This window comes from Xanthomonas sp. 3058, from assembly GCF_014199765.1.
Lineage (GTDB): Bacteria > Pseudomonadota > Gammaproteobacteria > Xanthomonadales > Xanthomonadaceae > Xanthomonas > Xanthomonas campestris_B.
In genome coordinates this window covers 36,458-62,178 of record NZ_JACHOF010000006.1, presented here as the reverse complement: position 1 = coordinate 62,178, position 25,721 = coordinate 36,458, and the positions used below count along the sequence as shown (strand labels likewise).

Below are 25,721 nucleotides of genomic sequence, written 5' to 3'. Positions count from 1 at the left end.
ACCGCCACCGGAGCGGGCCAACAGACTTGCGATGCATCGCCGATAACCTTCTCAACGCGATCAGGCGTGCAGGGGGAATGTATGGCCGCTCCATCTCAAGATCACCATGACGGACACGAACTGCTTGTGCACCGTCGCAATCGGCAACTGACCGAGCTCGCGCCTTGGCTGTATCTGGGCGTCCTGGCGGGCAGTGGCTGGTTGTTGTTTCTGCAGCCGCAAACCCGCCTGTTGCAGCCAGATCAGGCGGCCACCAGCTGGCTGCTGGCCTGGATCTTCGGCGGCATCGTGATCGGTGCGGTGTTGTGGAGCCTGCAGCTTGCACGTCACGGCCTGGGCCAGCCCACGGCCAGCTATCCCCCATCGGCACGCCTGCCGGATTCCTGGACCGACGCCTACGCCGCGCTGTTGCGCCCGACCACCACTGCGCCGGTTGCAGCGTCCAGGCTCGATCCGTCCGGTTCCCAGCGTGGCGCGGCCTGGCACCGCTTCGGCGCCGGCATGCTCAGCGTGGAAACCTTCGACCCCAATGACGCCACGCGCGCACCGTGGGATGGGCTCGATGCCCAGACCTGCATCGCCCGCCTGGACGAGCTGCGCCCTGTATGGCAGAACGCTGCCGCCAATCGCACCCTGCATCAGGAGCGTCGCTACTGGCTGGACGTGGTGCTGTCCCTGCTCGATCACGGGGTGATACGCCCGCTGCAGGACGGCTATCTGCCCGACACCGCCGCACTGCGTACCGAGCGCTTTCTGCTCGGTGCCGACGCCGGCCCGATCGTGCTGACCGATGTACCGGGGCTGTTCGCGCGCCGCCTGGCGCTTGCCATCGAGACGATGCCGAGCCAGCAACGCGAGGCGGCCGGCGTGCAATGGCGTTTGCTGCAGCAACTGCATGCACTGGTCGCAGAAAGTCGCGTGCTGGACGAGCGTTCGCAGGTCATCCAGGTGTTGGCCTGGAACCCGGATGTGGACCTGGAGCAGGTCGAAGTGGCCTACATCCTGGCCGCCGAGTACCGCCAGGGCATGCGCGATTGGTTGCGCCGCGCCGCATTGGTGCGTTTGCCCGACAGCGCGCTACGTCTGGACGAAGTGTTGCTGTCCTCGTGCAGCCCGCTCGACGCGCAGGCCGACGACGTGGATTACATCGAAGCGATGCGTCCGCTGCACCGTGGCTTCATGCAGTTGTTCAGTCAGCGCCTGAGCCAGCTGGTGTTGCAGGCCGAACAGGCCGAACGTCAGGCCGGGCTGTATCCGTTGCCGCGTACCACCGCCGCCAGCGACGAGATTTCTCAGGACTGGCCGGCGTAATCGTCGATCGGCTCCAGCACCCCGTAACGTTCCTTGTGTGGCTTGCCGTCCAACGGCGGCAGCTGCACTTTTTCTTCAGGCACCGTCGTGTCCGGGAGCCGGTCCAGCAGATTGCGGATCAGGCTCAATCGGCCCAGTTTCTGGTCGTTGAAGTCCACCAGCGTCCATGGTGCGTCCGGCGTATGCGTCACCTCAAGCATGCGCTCGCGCGCAGCGGTGTAGTCGTCATACTTGCTGCGTGACTGCAGGTCCACCGGCGACAGCTTCCAGCCCTTGAGTGGGTCGTGGTGGCGTTCGGCAAAGCGCTCTTCCTGTTTGGCCTGATCCACGCACAGCCAATACTTGAACAGCAAGATGCCATCGTCCACCAGCAGCTGTTCGAAGCGCGGTGCCTGCTCAAGAAACGCGTTGTACTGCGCATCGGTGCAATAGCCCATCACCCGTTCCACGCCGGCGCGGTTGTACCAGCTGCGATCCATCAGCACCAACTCGCCGGCCGCAGGCAGATGCGCCGCGTAGCGCTGAAAATACCACTGCGTGCTTTCCCGGTCATTGGGCGTTGGCAGCGCCACCACCCGGCACTGGCGCGGGTTGAGATGGCTGGCGATGGCCTGGATGACACCGCCCTTGCCGGCAGTGTCGCGGCCTTCCACCAGCACCAATGCGCGTTGATTGGTGTGACGCAACCAGCGCGCCATGTTCACCAGTTCCAGTTGCAGCGGTGCCAGCAACGTCTTGTACGCCTTGCGTTTCATGTGCGACATGCGCGTTCCGACAGCGGTGGAGCGCGCAGGCTATTCGCCCAGGCGTGGACGCAGTGTCGCCAGATTGCAGGGTTTGGTACGTGCATCCAGTTGCGCACGCACGATCTTTTCCCAGGCCGTGCGGCAGGCCGAGGTGGAGCCGGGCAGGCAGAACACGAAACTGTGATTGGCCAGGCCAGCGAACGCGCGCGATTGCAGCGACGAGGTGCCGATTTCTTCCACGCTGATCGCACGGAACAACTCGCCGAACCCGGGCATGGTCTTGTCCAGCAGCGGCGTGATCGCTTCCGGGGTACTGTCACGCCCGGTGAAGCCGGTGCCGCCGGTGATCAGGATGCCATCGACCTGCGCATCGGCGATCCAGCCGGAGACGATCGCCCGCATGCGGTAGCGATCGTCCGGACACAGCGCACGTTCGTGCAGCACATGGCCGTCGTGGGTGAGGGCAGCGACCAGATAATCGCCGGAGCGGTCATCGGCCAGGGTGCGGCTGTCGGAGACCGTCAGCACGCACAGATGCAAGGGAATGAAGTCGAGATGGGAAGGCATGCGCGCAGCCTAGCGAGCCCGGACGCTCCGGTACAGCGCCACGGTGTGAAGCCGCACATGATCCGCTGAGGTAGAGCGTTTGGCGGGCATGGGCAGTGGCAACGGACAGTGCGCCCGAAGCCGATAAAACCCTTGCACTCACAGCAGAAGGATTGCGGTGAGGGTATATCCAGGCGCCGCCGGTCAGTTGCTGGCTTCGGTGGTGCCAAGCGTGGCCGCAGATCGACTCGTCGGCGCGGTCAGGCATCCGGTCTGGTCGGCGCAGGCGCGACACATCCGTGTGCTGCTCTGCGTCGACCCCCAGCCCCGCTGTTGCCGCGTTATGCCGCTGCCATGACCCGCCAGCCGACAGGTGCGGCATCGACGCGCGTCATTTCGTTTTTCCGCGAGTGAAGACATCGGGCGCTACCGATCTTCGAACCCGGCAACGTCCTGTTCCAGTAGCTCAGCCGGGATGTCAATCGCGGTCCACGCGCTGCCATCAAATGTTTGAATGCCGTGCTTTGAATCGAAATAGAACAGGATCTCGTCCACCGCCTGTACTTTCACAGGGTTGGGGATGCCATCGTTGATCGTCGGGTCAAGAGCAGGGGCGAGTGACGAAAGCATGTGCCCATCGAACCAGTGCAGCGCGTAATCCGATGCGATGACCATTCTGTCCTTGAATTTTGTTATCGATCTCAAGCCATCGCGGTTGTCTTTGAACGACACATCCTGAAAGCCATCGTCTGCATTGCCGATCAGGATCACCCCGTTGTCGCCAACGGCCCAGACCTTGTCCTTGGTTTCAATGAAGATATCCGACAGCGTTGCTGGCTCGGGATAATATTTCCCCGAGCGAGGTGTTGCCACGATGCGCCACGCGTTGCCGTTCCAATGATACAGACGGCCTTCGTAGACGCGCGACGGGCCTTGTGATGCTTCGCGGATCGCGATTGCCTCGTCGTTGCGACCTTGCTGGAAAAGTTCCCTCATCAGGTCCTCTTCCTCTTCTGTCAGAGCTCTGTTTGTGCTTGTTGGAGAATAGATGACACTCATGTAAATGTCGGTTTCGGACGTTGCGCTCAGATCGCCGAAGATCAGGGAATCGTAGCTCGCCGGAGTCTTCGGGAGCCTGTCCTTGTGAAACCAGTCGACGCTCGTCTCGGTCAGTCGATATAGCTGCGAGTGGTAGCCTGTAACGAACAAGGCGCTACCCACCTGGGCAATCGAATTGACATATCCAAGATCGGTTGCGTCATCGGAGTAGACGCCTGCTCCTTCGATCTTTTGATGGGTGGGCGCGGTTCCCATCTGTAGCGTGTAGAGATCGCCTTCATCGCTCAAGGCGTGGATGATGGGTCTGCCGTCTTCCCCCATTCTGCCGGTCAGTCCGTCGATCTTGCACGGTACATCCGAGCGGGTCCATGGCTGCTCCAACCGTCGCTCATAGGTGATGATATGGGAATGCATATCTTCATAATCCTTGCCGCTGAACACGACGCAGAAGGTGTCCTTGTCCAGCACGAACGCTCTGTCCAGGCGCAATCGATCGTCTGATTTCATACTTCCTCGCTTTAGAGTGGCTAAAGAGCGTGTTGAGCGGTCATCAGGTGCGGGCGGACGGCGCGCGCTCAGAACCGCAGTGTAGGAGGGGGATATGCCGATTCCGAGCAGCGTCAGCGCTGCCTGACGTCTGCGCAGTTGTTTTGCGCGCCACCCTTAAGTGGAAAGCCAGCGCTGACGACCTAAATCAACCATGTCGCCGCGCCAGTGTCTGTAGTAACTGCGCAAACCCGTCCGCAAATCCATCCATATCAAATAGCCCCGAATCCCGTCGGCACGCGGCCACCCGCGCGTGCAAAGCGATCAGGGTTGCCGGGTCGGTCGCCAGTGCCACCGCCTTGGCTACAAACGCAGCGTCATCGGCTACATTCATTTCATCCAGCCCCAGGTGATGATTCAAGCTGCCGGCCACGCGCGCGGAAAATGTCTCGCCGGGCGTCGTCAGCACCGGGCAACCGGCCCATAACGCATCCGATGCCGTGGTGTGCGCGTTGTACGGATGCGTATCCAGGAACAGGTCGGCATGCCGGTAGCGCGCCAGATACTGCGCGTGCGGCAGCTTCGGCATGAAGACCAGGCGCTGCGCTTCCACGCCTTGCGCCTGGGCCACCGCACGCAGGCGCGCGTCGGCCTCGCCCGGCCCGGACAACAGCCACAGCACGCTGTCCGGTACCGCGCGCAGCACCGCCAGCATGCGCGCCATGCTGCGTGGATTGAGCTTGTAGCTATTGTTGAAGCAGCACAGCACCACGCCATGCTCGGGCAAGCCGCATTGCGTCCGCGACGGCGGTTCGGCGACCACGCGTGAGGTGTCCGACGGCTGAAACGCACGGTTCAAGCGCAACACCCGCTCGCTATAGAACGGCTCCAGTGACGGCGGCAGCGCAAACGCATCGCCCAGCACATAGTCCATCCACGGCGCGCCCGACGTGCCCGGATACGCCAGCCAGTTGATCTGCACCGGCGCCGGCCGTAATGCAAAGACCTCCGGTCGTCCGCCGCCGCCCCAGCCGCGCAGATCGAACAACAGGTCGATGCCTTGGTCGCGGATGTGATGCGCGGTGGCCAGGTGCCCGAGCTCGGTGACATCGTGCAGCGTGGTGGCGTGCGCCAGGCGTGCGCGAATCTCGCTGCGGTCGTCATGGCTGGTGGCGAACAGGTGCAGCTGCAAGTCCGGTTGCCGCCGCTGCAGTGCCTCGCATAGCGCCACCGTCAGCAAACCGGTGGGGTGCGCGCCAAATCCATTGGAGACCAAGCCCACCCGCAACGCACCCTGGCCGCGCACGGCAGTCGGCGGCAGGGGGCGCAACACCGAAGCGATCGCCTGCGCGCGCGTCCGTGCACACGCCAGCTGTTCGGCAGCGCTGGCGTCCTCGCTCAGGAAGGCGAACGGTTCCACTGCAGCTGCGCCCTGCGCCACCGCGGTGCGTACCTGCGCAGCGAGTGCATCCAGCGCACGCCAATCGCACAGACGGCGGCGCCAGTTGAGCAATTGCGCGGTGATGTAAGGCTCGTCGGGCAGCAACTGATGCGCGCGCGCGTAGGCAGCTGCCGCAGCTTCGGCCTGGCCTGCATCTTCCAATGCATGCCCAAGCCACAACGCAATGCCCGGATGCTGCGGCACCTGGTCCGATGCCTGTTGCAACAAGGTCGCCGCGTCGGCATGCCGCTGCTGCGACCAGCGCACCCGGCCAAGTCGCGCCACCGCTTCCGGATGACCCGGATGCAGCAGCAGTGCGCGTTGCACTGCCGCCTCGCCGGCAGCGATGGCGCCCATGCCGAGTTCGGCATCTGCCAGCATCAGCCAGGCGATGAAATCGCCGGGCTGGCGTTGCACCGCCTCGCGCAGCTGCAGCAACTCGCGTGGTACCTGCGCATTCAAGGACTATCGCTCAATCGTGCCAGTTCGTCGGCTTGATGCTCGTGCAGCAGGCGTGCGATCAGTGCATCCAGATCGCCCTCGATGATGTTGGGCAGGTCGTACAGCGTGAGGCCTTCGACACGGTGGTCGGTGATGCGGCCCTGCGGGAAGCTGTAGGTGCGGATACGCTGACTACGGTCGCCGCTGCCGACCTGCAACTTGCGCGTCTGCGCTTCGGCGGCGGCCGCCTTGCTGCGTTCGGCTTCCACCAATTGCGCCTTCAGCCGCTTCATCGCCTTGTCGCGATTGGCGTGCTGGCTGCGCTCGGTCTGGCATTCCACCACCACCCCGCTGGGCAGATGGGTGATACGGATCGCCGACTCGGTCTTGTTGACGTGCTGGCCGCCGGCACCGGAGGAGCGGAACGTATCCACTTTCAGGTCGGCCGGATTGATGACGATCTCTTCCACATCGTCGGCTTCGGGGATGATCGCCACCGTGGCCGCCGAGGTATGGATGCGGCCCTGCGACTCTGTCGCAGGCACGCGCTGCACACGGTGGGTACCGGATTCGAACTTCAACCGCGAATACGCGCCGCGTCCGACCACCCGGGCCACCACTTCCTTGTAGCCGCCGTGCTCGCCGGGGCTGTCGGATTCGATTTCGACTTTCCAGCCCTGACGCTCGGCATAGCGGGCATACATGCGGAACAGGTCGCCGGCAAAGATCGCCGCTTCGTCGCCGCCGGTGCCGGCGCGCACTTCCAGGAACAGGTTGCCGTCATCGCGCGGGTCGCGCGGCACCAGCAGCAACGCCAGCTGGGCGTCCAGTTCTTGCAGGCGCGCCTGTGCGGCGGCGATCTCCTCTTCGGCCAGTTCGCGCATTTCCGGATCGTTGCGCATCGCTTCGGCCGCGCTCAGGTCGGCTTTGGCGCGCGCTTCGTCTTCCAGGGCCACGGCCACCGGCTCCAGCTGCGACAGTTCGCGCGACAGCGTGCGGAACTTGTCGTTGTTGTTGACCACGTCGGGGTCGGAGAGCAGGTGCTGCAGTTCTTCGCGGCGCTCGGCCAGCGCTTCGAGCTTACGGCGCAGGGTCGGCGTCATCGGTCCTCACGATCGGGGTAGTGACAGGGGGATGGTGGTAGCCAGGTTTTTCCGGAAACAGCCGCTCGGCCGCGCTGGTCAGTTCCAGGTCGTTGTTGAGCGCCGCATCGCGCAAGGCGGCGGTCGGCGGATGCAGCAACCTGTTGGTCAACGCGTGCGCCAATTGCTCCAGCACTTCGTCGGCCGGCTTGCCGTTGTGCAATTGCTGGCGCGCCTTGGCCAACAGTTCGTCGCGGGTGCTGTCGCCGAAGGCGCGCAATCGCTTCAGCGGTGCCTGGCGCGCGTTGGCCTGCGAGGTCTCGACATAGCGCGCCACCTGTAGGTCGATGATGGCTTCGGCCTGGTCGGCGGCTTCGCGGCGGCTGCGGCGATTGTCTTCGACCGCGCGTTCCAGGTCGTCCACCGTGTACAGGTAGGCATCGCGCAGTTCGGCCACCGATGCCTCGATATCGCGCGGCACCGCGAGGTCGAACAACAACATCGGCTTGCGCTTGCGCGCGCGCAACGCCTGTTCCACCTGCAGCCGTGTCAGCACCGGCTCGCGCGCGGCGGTGGCCGAGAAGACCACGTCGGCCTCGGCGAGATGGCGGTCCAGATCAGTCAACGGCAATGCATAACCGCCGTGCTGGCTGGCCAGCGTCTGCGCGTGCGCAAGCGTGCGATTGGCGATCAGCAAGCGGCGCACGCGGCCTTCGCTCACATGCTTGGCGGCCAGTTCGATGGTCTCGCCCGCACCGATCAGCAGCACCGTGGATTCGTTGAGCCGGGCGAAGGATTCCTGTGCAAGGCGCACTGCGGTGGAGGCCACCGATACCGGGTTGGCGCCTACGCGGGTGTCGGTACGTGCGCGCTTGGCCACCGAGAAGGTCTGCTGAAACAAGCGGTCCAGCCCGCTGCCCAGGGCGCCATGCGCGCGAGCCACCGCCCAGGCGTCCTTCACCTGGCCCAGGATCTGCGGCTCGCCCAGCACCATCGAATCCAGTCCGGTGGCGACGCGGAACAGGTGACGCACGGCCTCGGCTTCCTGATGCTGGTACAGATAACCGCTCAAGCCGGGTGCATGGGTATCGAGCCAGGTCACCAGGCTGTGCGGGTCGTCGGTCATCGCATACAGCTCGGTGCGATTGCAGGTGGACAGCAACGCGGCCTCGCGCACCTGCGGCAATGCACGTAACGATTCGAGCGCGCGCGGTAACGCCTCACCTGCGAACGCCGCGCGTTCGCGCAGGTCCACAGGTGCGGTCTGGTGATTCAGTCCGAGCACCCACAACGTCATTGTTCAGTTGCTTGCGATAAGCTGGCGGCCATTCAGGGCCCCATTTTACGGCCCGGTTGCCCCCGATGCCTGTACCGATTCGCATCCTGAGTGTTCTTTTGCTGGCAGCAGTCTCCGCCAGTGCCACTGCAGCACCCAAGAAAGCACCGCCCGCGCCGCCGCCCAGCAGCGCCGGCACTACCTCGCTGGAGCCGGTGCTCGCCGGCGAATTCGCCTTGCAGGCCGGGCAGTTGGACGATGCCGCCCGCGCCTATCTGGACGCCGCCAAGGCCGAAGCCGGCGACGCCGGGCTGGCCGAGCGCGCCGCCCGCATCGCCATGCTGGCCAACGACGATACGCGTGCGGTCGAAGCGCTGGCGTTATGGCGCGCGCGCGCGCCGTCGTCGATGGCGATGCGCAGCACCGAGGCTTCGCTGGCCTTGCGCCGCAACGATCTGCGGACCGCGCGCCGCGATCTGCTTGGACTGCTCAAGGAATCGGACCCGCGCGGTTGGCGCTTCGCCCTGATCGCCCTGGCCAACGGGGGGCGTGAGCCGGAAGCCTCGGCCGACGTGCTCGAAGACCTGGTCAAGGCCGGCGCGATCCCCAACCAGATCGAAGCCTGGCAAGAGTTCGGCCGGCTCGCGCTGCGGATGGAACGTCCGGCGCTGGCCAAGCGCATTGTCGATGAAGTGGTGCGCCGTTTCCCCGAAGAACCGCGCGTGGCCTTGTTGCACGCCACCCAGCTGCAGCAGGAAGGCAAGAACGACGAGGCGCTGGCGCTGCTGAAGAACATCGAGCCGCAGGCGGTCAAGGATTCCGAGTTGCGCGGCGCGCTGGCGTTCGCCTACGACGCGATGGGCCAGACCGAAGCGGCCGCACGGGTGCTGGCGACCGGGCCGCAGGACACCCAGACCTACGGGCTGCGCGCCTCCATGCTGGCCAAGCAGAAGGACAACACCGCGCTGGTCGCGCTGTACGGCGAGCTCAAGCGCAATGCCGCCAAGCCCGACCCGGATCGCCGGTTGTTGCTCGGCAAGATCGCCGAGTTCCTCAAGCGCTACGACGAGGCGGTGGAGTGGTATCGCGGCGTGCCGGGTGGCCCGCAGCTGAGCGAAGCGCGCCTGCGCGCCGCCAGTGCGCTATACGAACTTGGCCGCAAGCCCGAGGCGCTTGCCGAAGCCCGCGCATTGCAGGGCGATGCCACTGCCGACGACGACGCCCGCCGCGATGCCTACGTACTCGAAGCCGAGCTGCACCAGCGCGCCGACGATGCTGCAGGCGAACTCGATGCCTTCGAGCGCGGCCTGGCTGCCTATCCGGACGACGGTGCGTTGCTGTACGCCCGCGGTCTGGCCTGGGAGCGACGCGACGATGTGCCGCGTGCCGAGGCCGACCTGCGCAAGATCCTGGTTGCCGAACCGGAAAATGTCGCCGCACTCAACGCGCTGGGCTACACCCTGGCCGACCGCACCACCCGCTTCAAGGAGGCGCTGGCGCTGATCGATCGCGCCCGCACCGCCGACCCGGACAATCCGGCCATCGTCGACAGCTATGGCTGGGTGCTGTATCGCATGGGCCGTACCAAGGAAGCGCTGGTGCAGTTGCGTCGCGCCTGGGCCCTGGTCAAAGATCCGGAAATCGCCGCACACGTGGGCGAGGTGCTCTGGGTCAGCGGCAAGCAGGACGAGGCGCGGCGTTATTTCGACGAGGCGCGCCGGATCGACCCCGACAACCGCGCGCTGCAACGCGCGGTGGAAAAGTTCGGCCTATGAGCAGCGTGATCCGAACACTGGCCCTGAGCGGGCTGGTGCTCGCCGGGCTGCCCGGTTGCGTCAGCGTGCCGCGCGCGCAGGGCGATGGTGCGGCAGTGGTCGATCAGGTGTCCGATGCTGCGCGCCGCGCCGAAGTCGCACGCCAGGCCTGGCTGCAGGCGCATCCGAACTGGTCGTTCCAGGGCCGGGTGGCGATCAGCAAGGACCGCAACGGTGGCAGCGGCCGTATCGACTGGCAGCAGGACGGCCCGCGCTACCACGTGCAACTCAGTGCGCCGGTGACCCGGCAAAGCTGGGTGCTCACCGGCGACACCACCACGGGCGCCGGTCGGCTGGAAGGATTGGAAGGCGGCCCGCGCAGTGGCCCCGATGCCGAACAGGTGCTGCGGGACGCCACCGGCTGGACCATCCCGGTCAACCAGATGCCCGACTGGGTGCGTGCGCTGCGGATCGCCGGCACGGGCGCCGAGCGCGTGGATCTGGACGCGGCAGGTCGCCCGCGCACCGTGCAGCAAGACGGCTGGACCATCGACTTTCTCGCCTGGTCGCCAGCCAGCGATGCCCAGCCCGAGCTGCCGCAGCGCATCGAAGCCCGCAACGGCGACGCCAAGGTGCGCCTGCTGGTCGACCAATGGACGGTCTCGCCCTGATGCCGGGGTGGGAGCTGGGCTGGTCGGCGTGGCCTGCGCCGGCCAAGCTCAATCTGTTTTTGCAGATCGTCGGGCGTCGCGCCGACGGCTACCACCTGCTGCAGACCGTGTTCCGGCTGCTGGACTGGGGCGACACCATTCATCTTCGTCTGCGCAGTGACGGCCAGATCCGGCGCATCGGCGATAGTTTGCCCGGCGTCGCCGAGGACGACGATCTGGTGATCCGCGCCGCGCGCCTGTTGCAATCCAGCGCCGGCACTCGGGCTGGCGCCGACATCCGCGTGGAGAAGCGCATCCCTGCCGGTGGCGGCTTCGGTGGCGGATCGTCGGACGCGGCCACCGTTCTGGTTGCGCTCAATGCCTTGTGGGGCTTGGGTTTGCCGGTCGATGCGCTGGCTGGGCTGGGTCTGCAGCTGGGCGCCGACGTGCCGGTGTTCGTGCGCGGCCATAACGCCTGGGCCGAGGGCATCGGCGAACAATTGACCCCGTTGACCCTGCCCGACGCGGCCTATGTGCTGGTCGATCCGGGCGTTCACGTGCCCACGCCGGCCTTATTTCGATCACAGGAATTGACGCGGGATGCTGCGCCCGTGAAAATAGCGGACTTCGCTTCCGGTTCTCTGCTCGACAATGCGTTCGAGCCGGTCCTGAGACGCCGTGAGCCCGCCGTCGAAGCGGTGTTCCAGGCGCTTTCCAGGGTCGGTGTACCGCGTTTGACCGGGTCGGGAAGTGGGTGTTTCGTCCAATTCGCCACGCGCGCTGCTGCAGAGCAGGCCATGGCGCAGTTGCCGGATAACCTGCGGGCGTGGGTGGTGGAGGGTGCAGCGCACTCGCCATTGCTCGACGCACTGGACGCACGACAGGTTTGATGCAGGGGCGTCGCCAAGAGGCCCAAGGCACCAGGTTTTGATCCTGGCATTCGTAGGTTCGAATCCTACCGCCCCTGCCAGTTTTTGATGCAGATCCCTCTGCAACAGTCGTACATGCAGATCCCTCTGCAACAGCCCGCACATCCATGTGCGGGGATTCAAAGAAAAGCCCGGCATTAGGTCGGCTTTCCTGCTCTACCATCGCCCCCACGCGCTTTGCCGCCGCCGAGAGATCTCATGCAAGACCAACGTAATCTGCTGGTGTTCTCCGGCAATGCCAACAAACCGCTTGCCCTGAGTATCTGCAAGGAGCTCGGCGTCCGGATGGGCAAGGCCCTGGTCACGCGCTTCTCCGATGGCGAAGTGCAGGTCGAGATCGAAGAAAGCGTGCGCCGGCAGGAAGTGTTCGTGATCCAGCCGACCTGCGCGCCGAGCGCGGAAAACCTGATGGAGCTGCTGGTGCTGATCGACGCGCTCAAGCGCGCCAGCGCCGCCTCCGTCACCGCGGTGATCCCGTACTTCGGCTATTCGCGCCAGGACCGCCGCATGCGTTCCTCGCGCGTGCCGATCACCGCCAAGGTCGCTGCCAAGATGATCTGCGCGATGGAAGCCGACCGCGTGCTCACGGTCGATCTGCATGCCGATCAGATTCAGGGCTTTTTCGATGTGCCGGTCGATAACGTCTATGCCTCGCCGCTGTTGCTGGCCGACATCTGGCGCGCCTACGGCACCGACAACCTGATCGTGGTCTCGCCGGACGTGGGCGGTGTGGTGCGCGCGCGCGCCGTCGCCAAGCGTCTGGACGACGCGGATTTGGCCATCATCGACAAGCGCCGTCCGCGCGCCAACGTCGCCACGGTGATGAACATCATCGGCGACGTGCAGGGCAAGACCTGCGTGCTGGTCGACGACCTGGTCGATACCGCCGGCACCTTGTGCGCCGCCGCCGCAGCACTGAAGCAGCGCGGTGCGCTCAAGGTCGTGGCCTACATCACTCACCCGGTGCTGTCCGGCCCGGCGGTGGACAACATCAACAATTCGCAGCTCGACGAGCTGGTGGTCACCGACACGATTCCGTTGAACGAAGCCGCGCGCACCTGCGCCAAGATTCGTCAGCTGAGCGTGGCCGAATTGCTGGCCGAGACCATTCGCCGTATCGCCTTCGGCGAGTCGGTGAGTTCGCTTTACGTCGACTGATTCCGCATTCGGTGCCCGGATGTCCGGGTGCTGCAATCCGTCTCGCCTGGTCGCGGGTGAGACGCTTCATCGCCGCGAGGCGATATTCCAAACCAGGTAGTGAAATTCAATGGCAAAGACACATGAAATCAAGGTCGAGCGCCGCGCGAACGAGGGGAAGGGTGCGAGCCGCCGCCTACGTCACGCTGGCGTCATTCCGGCCATCGTTTACGGTGGCGAACTCGAGCCGGTCAGTATCCAGCTCAACCACGAGCAGATCTGGCTCGCCCAGCAGAACGAGTGGTTCTACTCGTCGATCCTCGACCTGAACCTCAATGGCGACGTGCAGCAGGTGCTGCTGCGTGACATGCAGCGCCATCCGTTCAAGCAGCTGATCATGCACATCGACTTCCAGCGCGTCAGCGCCAACGAGAAGCTCAGTGCTGCGGTTCCGCTGCATTTCATCAACGAGGCAACCTCGCCGGCCGGTAAGTCCAGCGACGTGGTCGTCACCCATGAACTCAACGAAGTTCAGGTGGTCTGCCTGCCGAAGGATCTGCCGGAGTTCATCGAAGTCGACCTCGGTGCGCTGGAAGTGGGCAACGTGGTCCATCTGTCCGAAATCAAGCTGCCGGCCGGTGTGGAAATTCCGGAACTGAAGCTGGGCAAGGAACACGACGTGGCGGTGGTTGCTGCCAAGCACGTGCGTGTCGAAGAAGAAGACGCTGCCGATGAAGAAGGCGGCGAAGGCACCGAGACCAAGTAATCCGTTGGCCGATCCCTCGCCCTGCGCGAGGGACTGGCTGCGGTGACCGGCATGTCTGCACTTCGCCTGATTGTTGGACTGGGCAATCCCGGTCCGGAACACGCGCAAACCCGGCACAACGCCGGGTTTCGTTTCGTCGATGCCCTCGTCGAACGGTGCGGCGCCCGCTGGGCGCTGGAGAGTAAATTGTTCGGCGAGACCGCCAGGGTCGATATCGCAGGGCAAACGGTCTGGCTGCTCAAGCCGGCCACCTTTATGAATCTCAGTGGCAAATCGATCACCGCCGCGTTGCGGTTCTGGAAGATCGAGCCGGACCAGCTGCTGGTTGCGCACGACGAACTGGACCTGGCGCCGGGCACCGCACGGCTCAAGTTCGATGGCGGCCACGGCGGCCAGAACGGCCTGCGCGACACCATCCGCCTGCTCGGACACGGTAAATTTCATCGCCTGCGCGTGGGTATCGGTCATCCTGGCCACAAGGATCGCGTGGTGCCATGGGTGTTGGGACGGGCAGGGCGCGACGACGATGCGGCGATCGGTGCCGCGGTAGATGCCGCCATCGACGTGCTGCCGCTGGCGATGCAAGGTAATTTCAACGAGGCGATGAAGCGGCTGCACACGAGCAGAGATGCGTGATTGGGGATTGGGGATTTGCAGCCGTGCGGCCTTGCGAATCTCCAATCCCGAATCCCAAATCCCGGATGTGACCCATGGGTATCAAATGCGGCATCGTCGGCCTGCCCAACGTCGGCAAGTCGACCCTGTTCAATGCGCTGACCAAGGCCGGCATCGCTGCGGCCAATTTTCCGTTCTGCACGATCGAGCCGAATGTCGGCATCGTGCCGGTGCCGGATCCGCGTCTCAATCAGCTGGCCGAGATCGTCAAGCCGCAGAAGCTGATTCCGACGGCGGTCGAGTTCGTCGATATCGCCGGCCTGGTCGCCGGTGCGGCGAGCGGCGAAGGCCTGGGCAACAAGTTCCTGGCGCATATCCGCGAAGTCGATGCGATCACCCACGTGGTGCGCTGCTTCGAAAACGACGACATCATCCATGTGAACAACAAGATCGACCCGATCGCCGATATCGAAACCATCGATACCGAATTGGCGCTGGCCGATCTGGATAGCGTGGAAAAGGCGCTCAACCGTGCCGAACGCAGCGCCAAGGGCGGCGACAAGGAGGCCGCGGCGCGCAAGCCGGTGCTGGCCAAACTGCAGGCCGCGCTGGCCGACGGCAAGGCAGGGCGTGCAGCCGGCCTGGACGACGATGAAAAGGCGCTGGTGCGCGATCTGTTCCTGTTGACGCTCAAGCCGGTGATGTACATCGCCAACGTGCTCGAGGACGGCTTCGACAACAATCCGCATCTGGATGCGGTGCGCGCACATGCTGCCGCCGAAGGCGCGGAAGTGGTGCCGGTCTCGGCGGCGATCGAAGAAGAGCTGTCTCAGCTCGACGACGCCGATCGCGATACTTTCCTGGCCGACCTGGGTCTGAACGAGCCGGGTTTGAATCGCGTCATTCGTGCCGCCTATACCTTGCTCGGCCTGCAGACCTACTTCACTGCAGGCGTCAAGGAAGTGCGTGCGTGGACGGTCAAGGCCGGCTCGACCGCGCCGCAGGCTGCGGCGGTGATTCATACCGATTTCGAAAAAGGCTTCATCCGTGCCGAGACGATCGGCTTCGACGACTTCATCAAGTACCGCGGCGAAGCGGGCGCGCGCGACGCGGGGCGTCTGCGTCTGGAAGGTAAGGAATACCGGGTCCAGGAAGGCGACGTGCTGCACTTCCGTTTCAACGTCTGATCGGCTGCGCGCGGCCTCGATGGTCGCGCGTATTCAGTTGCGACGACGGGCTCAAAATTTTTGTTGACACTGGGTGCATCCCACAACAAAATAACGGGCTGCTTCACCCCGAACCGAAATGCTTCATTGCGCATCGGTCCGGTCGTAAAAGCTGGAGGGATACCCAAGCGGCCAACGGGGGCAGACTGTAAATCTGCTGGCTTACGCCTTCGGTGGTTCGAATCCACCTCCCTCCACCAGTTTCATGTTGTGACATGCAGTTCCCGGCGCGGGAGTAGTTCAACGGTAGAACCTCAGCCTTCCAAGCTGATGGTGCGGGTTCGATTCCCGTCTCCCGCTCCATTGAACGCAAATGCATGGCATAATACAAAACTCGCTCACGTAGCTCAGTCGGTAGAGCACCTCCTTGGTAAGGAGGAGGTCGAAGGTTCGATTCCTTTCGTGAGCACCACTACTCAATCGTCTTCAACTCCAAACGATTACCGAGACTCGCACCCATGGCAAAAGCTAAATTTGAGCGCAAGAAGCCGCACGTGAACGTCGGCACCATTGGTCACGTTGACCATGGCAAGACCACGTTGACCGCCGCGCTGACCAAGATCGGTGCAGAGCGTTTCGGTGGCGAGTTCAAGGCGTACGACGCGATCGACGCGGCACCGGAAGAGAAGGCGCGCGGCATCACGATCTCGACCGCACACGTCGAATACGAATCCGAGAACCGTCACTACGCGCACGTCGATTGCCCCGGCCACGCCGACTACGTCAAGAACATGATCACCGGTGCAGCGCAGATGGACGGCGCGATCCTGGTGTGTTCGGCCGCTGACGGCCCGATGCCGCAGACCCGCGAGCACATCCTGCTGTCGCGCCAGGTCGGCGTGCCGCACATCGTGGTGTTCCTGAACAAGGCTGACATGGTCGACGACGCCGAGCTGCTCGAGCTGGTCGAAATGGAAGTGCGCGAGCTGCTGAGCAAGTACGACTTCCCGGGCGATGACACCCCGATCATCCATGGTTCGGCGCGTCTGGCGCTGGATGGCGATCAAAGCGACATCGGCGTGCCGGCGATCCTGAAGCTGGTCGAAGCGCTCGACACCTTCATCCCGGAGCCGACCCGCGACGTCGATCGTCCGTTCCTGATGCCGGTCGAAGACGTGTTCTCGATCTCCGGCCGCGGCACCGTGGTGACCGGTCGTATCGAGCGCGGCATCATCAAGGTCGGCGACGAAATCGAAATCGTCGGTATCCGCGACACGCAGAAGACCACGGTCACCGGCGTGGAAATGTTCCGCAAGCTGCTGGACCAGGGCCAGGCAGGCGACAACGCCGGTCTGCTGCTGCGCGGCACCAAGCGTGACGACGTGGAGCGTGGCCAGGTGCTGTGCAAGCCGGGTTCGATCAAGCCGCATACCGAGTTCGAAGCCGAAGTCTATGTGCTGTCGAAGGACGAGGGTGGCCGTCATACGCCGTTCTTCAAGGGCTACCGTCCGCAGTTCTACTTCCGTACCACCGACATCACTGGCGCTTGCCAGTTGCCGGAAGGCGTGGAGATGGTGATGCCGGGCGACAACGTGAAGATGGTCGTGACCCTGATCAATCCGGTCGCGATGGATGAAGGTCTGCGCTTCGCCATCCGTGAAGGCGGTCGTACCGTCGGCGCCGGCGTGGTTGCCAAGATCATCAAGTAAGTAGTGCCTGCATCCGGTTGCCTTCGGGCAACTGGATTCAAACGAATGGCGGGCCGGCTGAAACTCGGTCCGCCTTCGTTGTCTTGGGGTTTGCGGTAAACGAGTACATACGCCAGTAGCTCAATTGGCAGAGCAGCGGTCTCCAAAACCGCAGGTTGGGGGTTCGAGTCCCTCCTGGCGTGCCACTCCTCTTTCCGGCCCAGCGATTCGGGTCAGATCGGTAACTAGAGCCGGATGAATAGCAAAATCGAGCCTTCCAAAAGCGCGTCTGCTGCCAGCGCTGATATCGTGAAATACGCCCTCTCCGCGATCCTGGTGGTTGCGGGGTTATTTGTGTGGTTCTGGTTTTCTGCGCCCGAGCGCGCAACCCAGCTTGGCGCCTGGACGCCGCAATTGCGCGCGTTGGCGGTGATTGTCGGGTTGGCCGCCGGTGCGTTTGTGTTTCTGGGAACCGGCAAGGGCCGGGAAACCCGCGAATTCATGTCCGAATCCAGGTTCGAGCTGCGCAAGGTGGTCTGGCCGACGCGCCAGGAAGCCATTCGCACCACCTGGGTCGTCATTGTTGTTGTGATCATTCTGAGTTTGCTGTTGGGCGGCTTCGACTTCGTCATCCAGAAGCTCACGCAGTGGTTCCTGGCTCGTTAAGGAGAATCAAGCAGTGAAGCGTTGGTATGTCGTTCACGCCTATTCAGGCTTCGAAAAATCCGTTGCGCAGGCCTTGCGCGACCGCATCGTGCGCGCCGAAATGGAAGATCGTTTCGGTGATGTGCTGGTGCCGACCGAAGAGGTCATCGAAATGCGCGCCGGCCAGAAGCGTCGGTCCGAGCGCAAGTTCTTCCCCGGCTATGTGCTGGTGCAGATCGAAACACATGAAGAAGCCGGTATCCCGCGCATCGACAATGAAAGCTGGCACTTGGTGAAGGAGACGTCCAAGGTGATGGGCTTCATTGGCGGTACCGCCGATCGCCCGCTGCCGATTCGTGACGAAGAGGCCGATGCGATCCTGCAGCGTGTGCAGGACGGTGTCGAAAAGCCGCGTCCGAAGGTGTTGTTCGAGCCGGGTCAGATGGTGCGCGTCACCGATGGTCCGTTCAACGACTTCAATGGCGTCGTCGAAGAAGTCAACTACGAGAAGAGCAGGCTGCGGGTTGCCGTGCTCATCTTTGGTCGGTCCACGCCGGTCGAGCTCGAATTCGGTCAGGTCGAGAAGGGCTGACCCCGGTTGGGCGTCGTCTAGGCGCCCGCTCCAAATACTGCTATAGTGCGCGGCTCGCTCACCTGGCGAACCGCCGGGAAACAATGGCTGCCGCATGGCGGCCATCTGCGTGTGGTCAAAGCGCGAAGCCGGGACGCGTGATTTTCCCGGTCCGATGGGGAGCCTGTAGTTAAGGCGCTAGCACCCGGAGAGTATTGAAATGGCTAAGAAAGTAGTTGCTTACATCAAGCTGCAGGTCAAGGCCGGTCAGGCCAATCCTGCGCCGCCGGTCGGCCCTGCGCTGGGTCAGCGCGGTCTGAACATCATGGAATTCTGCAAGGCGTTCAATGCCGCCACGCAGAAGCTGGAGCCGGGTCTGCCGACGCCGGTGATCATCACCGCGTATTCCGACCGTACCTTCACCTTCGTCACCAAGAGCACCCCGGCCAGCGTGCTGCTCAAGAAGGCCGCAGGTGTGACCTCCGGTTCCAAGCGCCCCAACACCGACAAGGTGGGCAAGGTGACGCGCAAGCAGCTGGAAGAGATCGCCAAGGTCAAGGAAGCCGATCTGACGGCGGCCGAGCTGGAAGCGGCGGTGCGGACGATTGCGGGTTCTGCCCGCAGCATGGGTTTGACGGTGGAGGGCTAAGACATGGCACAGAGCAAGCGCGTGAAGGCCATTGCGGCCGCTGTCGTTCCGGGCAAGACCTATGCCTTCGAAGACGCAATCAAGATCCTGAAGACCGTGACCAAGGCGAAGTTCGTCGAATCCATCGACGTTGCTGTGCGCCTGGGCGTGGACGCCAAGAAGTCCGACCAGCAGGTGCGCGGTTCGACCGTGCTGCCGGCAGGTACCGGTAAGAGCGTGCGTGTTGCCGTGTTCGCCCCGGCCGGCGCCAAGGCTGACGAAGCCCTGGCTGCAGGCGCCGAGGCGGTGGGTATGGACGATCTGGCCGAGAAGATGCAGGCCGGCGATCTGAACTACGACGTGGTCATTGCCACCCCGGACGCGATGCGCGTCGTCGGTAAGCTCGGTACGCTGCTGGGCCCGCGCGGCCTGATGCCGAACCCGAAGGTCGGCACCGTGTCGGCGAACCCGGGCGAAGCGGTCAAGAATGCCAAGTCGGGTCAGGTGCGTTACCGCACCGACAAGGCCGGCATCATCCACTGCACCATCGGCAAGGCCAGCTTCGACGACGAAGCGCTGAAGTCGAACCTGCAGGCGCTGTTGCTCGACTTGATCAAGGCCAAGCCGGCCACCTCCAAGGGGACCTACCTGCAGAAGGTGTCGGTCAGCTCGACGATGGGCCCTGGCGTCACCGTCGATCAGTCCAGCCTTGCGCTGAAGTGATGTGATGGGGCAGGCCTGTCATGGGCCTGACCCGTCGCTGTAGTAAAGCATTGTTTTTCCGGCCCGGTTTACCGTGTGCTGGGAGTCCGTTCCCTCCTTTGGGGTAACGGACATTTTGAAGGCGATCGCCGGCATGTCCGGCGGTAGCCGTCAAAGACCGCAGGCGCGGTCAGCGCAGATCGACGACGGGCACGGATGCTCGCACTGGCATGGAGTCGCCGTCGATGCAGCGGGATCGCTTAATTGGTTCGTTGCGAACTGGCCGGCGTAGATGGTGTCGCCCTTCTGGAGTTTTCTGGTTTACGCGCGTCTGGGACATCCCGGATCGAGTCCACTCCAGGTCTAGAACGGCCACCAAAGGAACATCGGTCGATGTTCCCGGCTTCCAGGATGGAGGCTGCCCTGGACCGCAACCGGCAGGAGCCGCGAGCGGAGTAGTTTGAAGCTGGGATTGGAGATTCGGCATTGGGGATTGGCAGAAGCGGCTTCATCAGCTCTGGCGAATCCCGAATCGCTAATCCCGAATCCCGGCTTTAACGGAGGAGTGCAATGGCTCTCAATCTGTCCCAGAAGCAAGAAGTAGTCGCCGAGCTGGCAGACATCGCCGCCAAGGCTCACTCCCTGATCGCCGCCGAATACGCTGGCACCACGGTCTCCCAGATGACCGCGATGCGCAAGCAGGCCCGCGAAACCGGTGTGTTCTTGAAAGTTGTCAAGAACACCCTGGCTGCGCGTGCCGTCGAAGGTACTGATTTCGCTGTCGCTGCTGACAAGCTGGTCGGTCCTTTGCTGTATGCGTTTTCGATGGAGGAGCCCGGCGCAGCCGGTCGCCTGATCAAGGAATTTGCCAAGAGCAACGACAAGCTGCAGGCCAAGGTCGTGTCCATCGGCGGGGAACTGTTCCCGGTTGGTCACGTCGACGTGTTGGCATCGCTGCCGACCCGTGACCAGGCTCTGGCCATGCTGGCCCGCGTGCTGTCCGAACCTGCTGCCATGTTTGCCCGTGCCGTCAAGGCCGTGGGCGACAAGCAGGGTGGTGGCGACGAAGCCGCCGCGCCGGTCGCCGAGACTGCCGAAGCTTGATGTCCTAGCGTTCGCTAGAACCCCAATCCAGAAAATCATTTAAAGGTAATCACAATGTCCCTTACCAACGAACAGATCGTCGAAGCCATCGCCGAGAAGTCCCTGATGGAAGTGATGGAGCTGGTCAAGGCCATCGAAGAGAAGTTCGGCGTCTCCGCTGCCGCTCCGGTCGCCGCTGCTGCAGCTGGCCCGGCCGCTGCTGTGGAAGAGCAGACCGAGTTCAACGTGGTGCTGACCAACTGCGGCACCAACAAGGTCGGCGTCATTAAGGCCGTCCGTGCCGTGACCGGCCTGGGTCTGAAGGAAGCCAAGGACCTGACCGAAGCCGGTGGCGTCCTGAAGGAAGGTGCTTCGAAGGAAGAAGCCGAAAAGATCAAGAAGGAACTGACCGAAGCCGGCGCGACCGTCGAAGTCAAGTAAGCAGCACTTGCATCGCCAGCGTTTCATGGTGATGCACTGAAGGCTGGGAGCGTAAAGCTCCCGGCCTTTGGCCGTTTCGGACGTGAGTCGGAAATGGGGATTGGAGGATCGCAACTTGAAGGTTGCGCGCTCTTCCGATTCCCGATTCCCGAATCCCCACTCCCGATTCCCGGCCTCACCGAGTTGGTAGTTGGAAGTAGCGGGAGAAGGCGTGCTGGTGCCGGCAATACCAGCGACTTCCAACTGACAATTTTGTTATTTCAGGGCCGCCGCGACGCGGCCCCCGCAGCCTAGGGTGAAGACCTCATGACGTCTTATTCGTTCACCGAAAAAAAGCGTATCCGCAAGGATTTCGGTAAGCAGCGCTCGATCCTCGAAGTGCCGTTCCTGCTTGCCATCCAGGTGGATTCCTATCGTGAGTTCCTGCAGGAAGACGTGGAGCCGACCAAGCGCAAGGACCTCGGTCTGCATGCCGCTTTGAAGTCGGTGTTCCCGATCTCCAGCTACAGCGGCAATGCTGCGCTGGAGTACGTGGGCTACAAGCTGGGTCAGCCGGTGTTTGACGAGCGCGAGTGCCGTCAGCGTGGCATGAGCTATGGCGCGCCGCTGCGCGTGACCGTGCGCCTGGTGATCTACGACCGTGAGTCGTCGACCAAGGCCATCAAGTACGTGAAGGAGCAGGAGGTCTACCTCGGCGAAATTCCGCTGATGACCGGCAACGGTACCTTCATCGTCAACGGCACCGAGCGCGTGATCGTGTCGCAGCTGCACCGCTCGCCGGGCGTGTTCTTCGACCACGACCGTGGCAAGACCCACAGCTCGGGCAAGCTGCTGTACAGCGCCCGCATCATTCCGTACCGCGGTTCCTGGCTGGACTTCGAGTTCGACCCGAAGGACGCGCTGTTCACCCGTATCGACCGTCGCCGCAAGCTGCCGGTGTCGATCCTGCTGCGCGCGCTTGGCTACAGCAACGAAGAGATGCTGGCCGAGTTCTTCGAGATCAACACGTTCCACATCAACCCGGACGAAGGCGTGCAGCTGGAGCTGGTGCCGGAGCGTCTGCGTGGTGAAACGCTGAACTTCGACCTGGCCGATGGCGACAAGGTCATCGTGGAAGCGGGCAAGCGCATCACTGCGCGTCACGTCAAGCAGCTCGAAGCTGCTGGCGTCGCTGCGCTGGCCGTGCCGGACGATTACCTGATCGGCCGCATCCTGTCGCACGACGTGGTCGATGGGTCGACCGGCGAACTGCTGGCCAATGCCAACGACGAGATCAGCGAAGACCAACTGACCGCGTTCCGCAAGGCCGGCGTCGATGCAGTCGGCACCCTGTGGGTGAACGATCTGGATCGTGGTCCGTACCTGTCCAATACGCTGCGTATCGATCCGACCAAGACCCAGCTGGAAGCGCTGGTCGAGATCTACCGCATGATGCGTCCGGGCGAGCCGCCGACCAAGGAAGCCGCGCAGAACCTGTTCCACAACCTGTTCTTCACCTTCGAGCGCTACGACCTGTCCACGGTCGGCCGCATGAAGTTCAACCGTCGCGTCGGCCGCAAGGAAGTGCTGGGCGAGTCGGTGCTGTACGACAAGAAGTACTTTGCCGAGCGCAACGACGAAGAATCCAAGCGCCTGGTCGCCGAGCACACCGACACCTCCGATATCCTGGAAGTGATCAAGGTGCTCACCGAGATCCGTAACGGTCGCGGCGTGGTCGATGACATCGATCACCTGGGCAACCGTCGCGTGCGTTCGGTCGGCGAAATGGCCGAGAACGTGTTCCGCGTGGGCCTGGTCCGCGTCGAGCGCGCGGTCAAGGAGCGTCTGTCGATGGCGGAGTCGGAAGGTCTGACCCCGCAGGAATTGATCAACGCCAAGCCGGTGGCTGCGGCGATCAAGGAATTCTTCGGCTCCTCGCAGCTGTCGCAGTTCATGGACCAGAACAACCCGCTGTCGGAAGTGACGCACAAGCGTCGCGTCTCCGCGCTGGGCCCGGGCGGTCTGACCCGCGAGCGCGCCGGCTTCGAAGTGCGCGACGTGCATCCGACTCATTATGGCCGCGTCTGCACCATCGAAACCCCGGAAGGCCCGAATATCGGCCTGATCAACTCGCTGGCCGTGTTCGCCCGCACCAACCAGTACGGCTTCCTCGAGACGCCGTACCGCAAGGTGCTGGACGGCAAGGTGTCCGACGACGTCGAGTATCTGTCGGCGATCGAAGAAAACGAGTACGTGATCGCCCAGGCGAACGCGCTGACTGATGCCAAGAACATGCTCACCGAGCAGTTCGTGCCGTGCCGGTTCCAGGGCGAGTCGCTGCTGAAGCCGCCGGCCGAAGTGCACTTCATGGACGTCTCGCCGATGCAGACCGTGTCGGTCGCCGCGGCGCTGGTTCCGTTCCTGGAACACGACGACGCCAACCGCGCACTGATGGGCGCCAACATGCAGCGCCAGGCCGTGCCGACGCTGCGTTCGCAGAAGCCGCTGGTCGGTACCGGCATCGAGCGTGCGGTTGCGCGCGACTCGGGCGTGACCGTGAATGCGCTGCGTGGTGGCGTGATCGAGCAGATCGACGCAGCCCGTATCGTGGTCAAGGTCAACGAGGCAGAAATCGGCGGCGGCACCGATGCCGGCGTGGATATCTACAACCTGATCAAGTACACCCGCTCCAACCAGAACACCTGCATCAACCAGCGTCCGTTGGTGAATGTGGGTGACGTGATCGCGCGCGGCGACGTGCTGGCCGACGGCCCGTCCACCGATATCGGTGAACTGGCGCTGGGTCAGAACATGCTGATCGCCTTCATGCCGTGGAACGGCTACAACTTCGAAGACTCCATCCTGCTCTCCGAGCGCGTGGTGGAAGAGGATCGTTACACCACGATCCACATCGAGGAACTGACCTGCGTTGCACGCGACACCAAGCTGGGGCCGGAGGAAATTTCCGCCGACATCCCGAACGTGTCCGAGCAGGCCTTGAACCGTCTGGACGAAAGCGGCGTGGTGTACATCGGTGCGGAAGTGCGCGCCGGCGACATCATGGTCGGCAAGGTCACGCCGAAGGGCGAAAGCCAGCTGACCCCGGAAGAAAAGCTGCTGCGTGCGATCTTCGGTGAGAAGGCGTCCGACGTGAAGGACAGCTCGCTGCGCGTGCCGCCGGGCATGGACGGCACCGTCATCGACGTGCAGGTCTTCACCCGCGACGGCATCGAGAAGGACAAGCGTGCGCGCCAGATCGAAGAATCCGAGATCAAGCGCGTCAAGAAGGACTTCGACGACCAGTTCCGTATCCTGGAAGCGGCCATCTACGCACGTCTGCGCTCGCAGATCGTCGGCAAGGTCGCCAATGGCGGTCCGAACCTGAAGAAGGGCGATAACGTCACCGACGCGTACCTGGATGGGCTGAAGAAGTCCGATTGGTTCCAGCTGCGCATGAAGGACGACGACGCAGCCGATGCGATCGAACGCGCACAGAAGCAGATCCAGGCGCACGAGAAGGAATTCGAAGCACGCTTCGCCGACAAGCGCGGCAAGATCACCCAGGGCGACGACCTCGCACCGGGCGTGCTGAAGATGGTCAAGGTGTTCCTGGCAGTGAAGCGCCGCATCCAGCCGGGCGACAAGATGGCAGGCCGCCACGGCAACAAGGGTGTGGTCTCCAACGTCGTGCCGGTCGAGGACATGCCGTACATGGCCACCGGCGAGCCGGTCGACATCGTGCTGAACCCGCTCGGCGTGCCGTCGCGTATGAACATTGGCCAGATTCTGGAAGTGCATCTGGGCTGGGCCGCCAAGGGCCTGGGTCGCAAGATCCAGCGCATGCTGGAAGCCCAGACTGCGGTCAGCGAGCTGCGCAAGTTCCTGGACGACATCTACAACCACGACAGCGCGATCAATGCACAGCGCGTGGATCTGTCGCAGTTCAGCGATGAGGAATTGCTCAACCTGGGCAAGAACCTGATCGACGGCGTGCCGATGGCCACCCCGGTGTTCGACGGCGCCAGCGAAGCGGAAATCAAGCGCATGCTGGAACTGGCCGAACTGCCGCAGAGCGGTCAGACCCAGTTGTACGACGGGCGTACCGGCGAAGCCTTCGATCGCAAGACCACGGTCGGCTACATGCACTACCTGAAGTTGAACCACTTGGTCGACGACAAGATGCATGCACGTTCGACTGGTCCGTACTCGCTCGTCACCCAGCAGCCGCTGGGCGGCAAGGCGCAGTTCGGTGGTCAGCGCTTCGGTGAGATGGAAGTCTGGGCGCTGGAAGCCTACGGCGCGGCCTACACCCTGCAGGAAATGCTGACGGTGAAGTCCGATGACGTGCAGGGCCGCAACCAGATGTACAAGAACATCGTCGATGGTGAGCACGAGATGGTCGCGGGCATGCCGGAATCCTTCAACGTGTTGGTGAAGGAAATCCGCTCGCTGGCGATCAACATGGAACTGGAAGAGTGATCGAGCCGGATCCCGGCGCCGTAACGCGGTGCCGGGATCCGGAACGTAATGCCCTCGGTTTCATCTCAGATACGAAATTCCTCCGACCCGGAGATATCCA

The 25,721-nt window shown here is 63.4% G+C and carries 22 protein-coding genes and 5 tRNA genes; 21 read left to right on the top strand and 6 right to left on the bottom strand.

The window, feature by feature from the left end:
- Positions 1 to 81 precede the first annotated feature (81 nt).
- Positions 82 to 1,311 carry a hypothetical protein gene (locus tag GGR61_RS10160; RefSeq protein ID WP_184407240.1) on the top strand — a complete coding sequence of 410 codons (1,230 nt, stop codon included), beginning with the start codon at positions 82 to 84 and terminating at the stop codon, positions 1,309 to 1,311.
- On the opposite strand, the gene ppk2 is transcribed toward GGR61_RS10160, so the two are convergent.
- The 6 genes from ppk2 to hemA all read right to left on the bottom strand — a co-directional run bounded on the left by ppk2 (position 1,293) and on the right by hemA (position 8,409).
- Positions 1,293 to 2,075 (bottom strand): polyphosphate kinase 2, encoded by a 783-nt coding sequence (gene ppk2 / locus GGR61_RS10155; protein WP_184407239.1) that lies wholly within the window; start codon positions 2,073 to 2,075, stop codon positions 1,293 to 1,295. The genes GGR61_RS10160 and ppk2 overlap by 19 nt on opposite strands.
- A 30-nt stretch (positions 2,076 to 2,105) precedes the next feature.
- Positions 2,106 to 2,624, bottom strand: coding sequence for a molybdenum cofactor biosynthesis protein B (gene moaB, locus GGR61_RS10150; RefSeq protein ID WP_184621298.1), 519 nt, complete (start codon positions 2,622 to 2,624; stop codon positions 2,106 to 2,108).
- Positions 2,625 to 3,029: 405 nt separating this feature from the next.
- Positions 3,030 to 4,169 (bottom strand): hypothetical protein, encoded by a 1,140-nt coding sequence (locus GGR61_RS10145; protein ID WP_184621297.1) that lies wholly within the window; start codon positions 4,167 to 4,169, stop codon positions 3,030 to 3,032.
- 187 nt (positions 4,170 to 4,356) lie between these two features.
- Positions 4,357 to 6,051: a tetratricopeptide repeat protein gene (locus tag GGR61_RS10140; protein WP_184621296.1), complete on the bottom strand. Its 1,695-nt coding sequence runs from the start codon at positions 6,049 to 6,051 to the stop codon at positions 4,357 to 4,359.
- On the bottom strand, positions 6,048 to 7,133 hold the full coding sequence (gene prfA / locus GGR61_RS10135; RefSeq protein WP_184407235.1) for a peptide chain release factor 1: 1,086 nt from the start codon (positions 7,131 to 7,133) through the stop codon (positions 6,048 to 6,050). The genes GGR61_RS10140 and prfA overlap by 4 nt, the downstream gene beginning before the upstream one ends.
- Entirely contained in the window at positions 7,111 to 8,409 is a 1,299-nt protein-coding gene (gene hemA, locus GGR61_RS10130; protein ID WP_184621295.1) for a glutamyl-tRNA reductase, read from the bottom strand. Before hemA ends, prfA begins: the two co-directional genes overlap by 23 nt.
- Before the next feature lie 65 nt (positions 8,410 to 8,474).
- Here hemA and GGR61_RS10125 point away from each other — a divergent pair, with 65 nt between their 5' ends.
- The 20 genes from GGR61_RS10125 (at position 8,475) to rpoB (ending at position 25,621) form a co-directional block, all read left to right on the top strand.
- Positions 8,475 to 10,163, top strand: a complete 1,689-nt coding sequence (locus GGR61_RS10125; protein ID WP_184621294.1) for a tetratricopeptide repeat protein — start codon at positions 8,475 to 8,477, stop codon at positions 10,161 to 10,163.
- Positions 10,160 to 10,813, top strand: coding sequence for a lipoprotein insertase outer membrane protein LolB (lolB, locus tag GGR61_RS10120; protein ID WP_184621293.1), 654 nt, complete (start codon positions 10,160 to 10,162; stop codon positions 10,811 to 10,813). Before GGR61_RS10125 ends, lolB begins: the two co-directional genes overlap by 4 nt.
- A complete protein-coding gene (ispE, locus tag GGR61_RS10115; RefSeq protein ID WP_184621292.1) occupies positions 10,795 to 11,682 on the top strand; it encodes a 4-(cytidine 5'-diphospho)-2-C-methyl-D-erythritol kinase in 888 nt (295 codons plus the stop codon). The genes lolB and ispE overlap by 19 nt, the downstream gene beginning before the upstream one ends.
- Positions 11,683 to 11,685: 3 nt before the next feature.
- Positions 11,686 to 11,762 (top strand) — tRNA-Gln (locus GGR61_RS10110).
- A 157-nt stretch (positions 11,763 to 11,919) separates the two neighbouring features.
- Complete coding sequence (locus GGR61_RS10105) at positions 11,920 to 12,879, top strand: ribose-phosphate diphosphokinase (RefSeq protein WP_002811729.1); 960 nt, start codon at positions 11,920 to 11,922, stop codon at positions 12,877 to 12,879.
- Positions 12,880 to 12,988: 109 nt separating this feature from the next.
- Complete coding sequence (locus tag GGR61_RS10100; protein WP_184621291.1) at positions 12,989 to 13,624, top strand: 50S ribosomal protein L25/general stress protein Ctc; 636 nt, start codon at positions 12,989 to 12,991, stop codon at positions 13,622 to 13,624.
- 51 nt (positions 13,625 to 13,675) lie between these two features.
- On the top strand, positions 13,676 to 14,260 hold the full coding sequence (gene pth / locus GGR61_RS10095; RefSeq protein WP_184621290.1) for an aminoacyl-tRNA hydrolase: 585 nt from the start codon (positions 13,676 to 13,678) through the stop codon (positions 14,258 to 14,260).
- Positions 14,261 to 14,334: 74 nt separating this feature from the next.
- Entirely contained in the window at positions 14,335 to 15,426 is a 1,092-nt protein-coding gene (gene ychF, locus GGR61_RS10090) for a redox-regulated ATPase YchF (protein ID WP_184407228.1), read from the top strand.
- Between the two features lie 153 nt (positions 15,427 to 15,579).
- A tRNA-Tyr gene (locus GGR61_RS10085) sits at positions 15,580 to 15,665 on the top strand.
- A gap of 29 nt (positions 15,666 to 15,694) precedes the next feature.
- A tRNA-Gly gene (locus GGR61_RS10080) sits at positions 15,695 to 15,768 on the top strand.
- Positions 15,769 to 15,801: 33 nt separating this feature from the next.
- A tRNA-Thr gene (locus GGR61_RS10075) sits at positions 15,802 to 15,877 on the top strand.
- 46 nt (positions 15,878 to 15,923) lie between these two features.
- A complete protein-coding gene (gene tuf / locus GGR61_RS10070; protein WP_184621288.1) occupies positions 15,924 to 17,114 on the top strand; it encodes an elongation factor Tu in 1,191 nt (396 codons plus the stop codon).
- Positions 17,115 to 17,223: 109 nt separating this feature from the next.
- Positions 17,224 to 17,299 (top strand) — tRNA-Trp (locus GGR61_RS10065).
- 49 nt (positions 17,300 to 17,348) lie between these two features.
- Positions 17,349 to 17,759 carry a preprotein translocase subunit SecE gene (secE, locus tag GGR61_RS10060; protein ID WP_184409644.1) on the top strand — a complete coding sequence of 137 codons (411 nt, stop codon included), beginning with the start codon at positions 17,349 to 17,351 and terminating at the stop codon, positions 17,757 to 17,759.
- A gap of 13 nt (positions 17,760 to 17,772) precedes the next feature.
- Complete coding sequence (gene nusG, locus GGR61_RS10055) at positions 17,773 to 18,330, top strand: transcription termination/antitermination protein NusG (protein ID WP_023902816.1); 558 nt, start codon at positions 17,773 to 17,775, stop codon at positions 18,328 to 18,330.
- A gap of 199 nt (positions 18,331 to 18,529) precedes the next feature.
- Complete coding sequence (gene rplK / locus GGR61_RS10050) at positions 18,530 to 18,958, top strand: 50S ribosomal protein L11 (RefSeq protein WP_184409645.1); 429 nt, start codon at positions 18,530 to 18,532, stop codon at positions 18,956 to 18,958.
- Positions 18,959 to 18,961: 3 nt separating this feature from the next.
- Complete coding sequence (gene rplA / locus GGR61_RS10045; RefSeq protein ID WP_184409646.1) at positions 18,962 to 19,660, top strand: 50S ribosomal protein L1; 699 nt, start codon at positions 18,962 to 18,964, stop codon at positions 19,658 to 19,660.
- Positions 19,661 to 20,209: 549 nt separating this feature from the next.
- A complete protein-coding gene (rplJ, locus tag GGR61_RS10040) occupies positions 20,210 to 20,743 on the top strand; it encodes a 50S ribosomal protein L10 (protein WP_184409647.1) in 534 nt (177 codons plus the stop codon).
- Between the two features lie 54 nt (positions 20,744 to 20,797).
- Positions 20,798 to 21,163, top strand: coding sequence for a 50S ribosomal protein L7/L12 (gene rplL, locus GGR61_RS10035; protein WP_184409648.1), 366 nt, complete (start codon positions 20,798 to 20,800; stop codon positions 21,161 to 21,163).
- Between the two features lie 306 nt (positions 21,164 to 21,469).
- Positions 21,470 to 25,621, top strand: a complete 4,152-nt coding sequence (gene rpoB / locus GGR61_RS10030; RefSeq protein ID WP_184409649.1) for a DNA-directed RNA polymerase subunit beta — start codon at positions 21,470 to 21,472, stop codon at positions 25,619 to 25,621.
- Positions 25,622 to 25,721 lie beyond the last annotated feature (100 nt).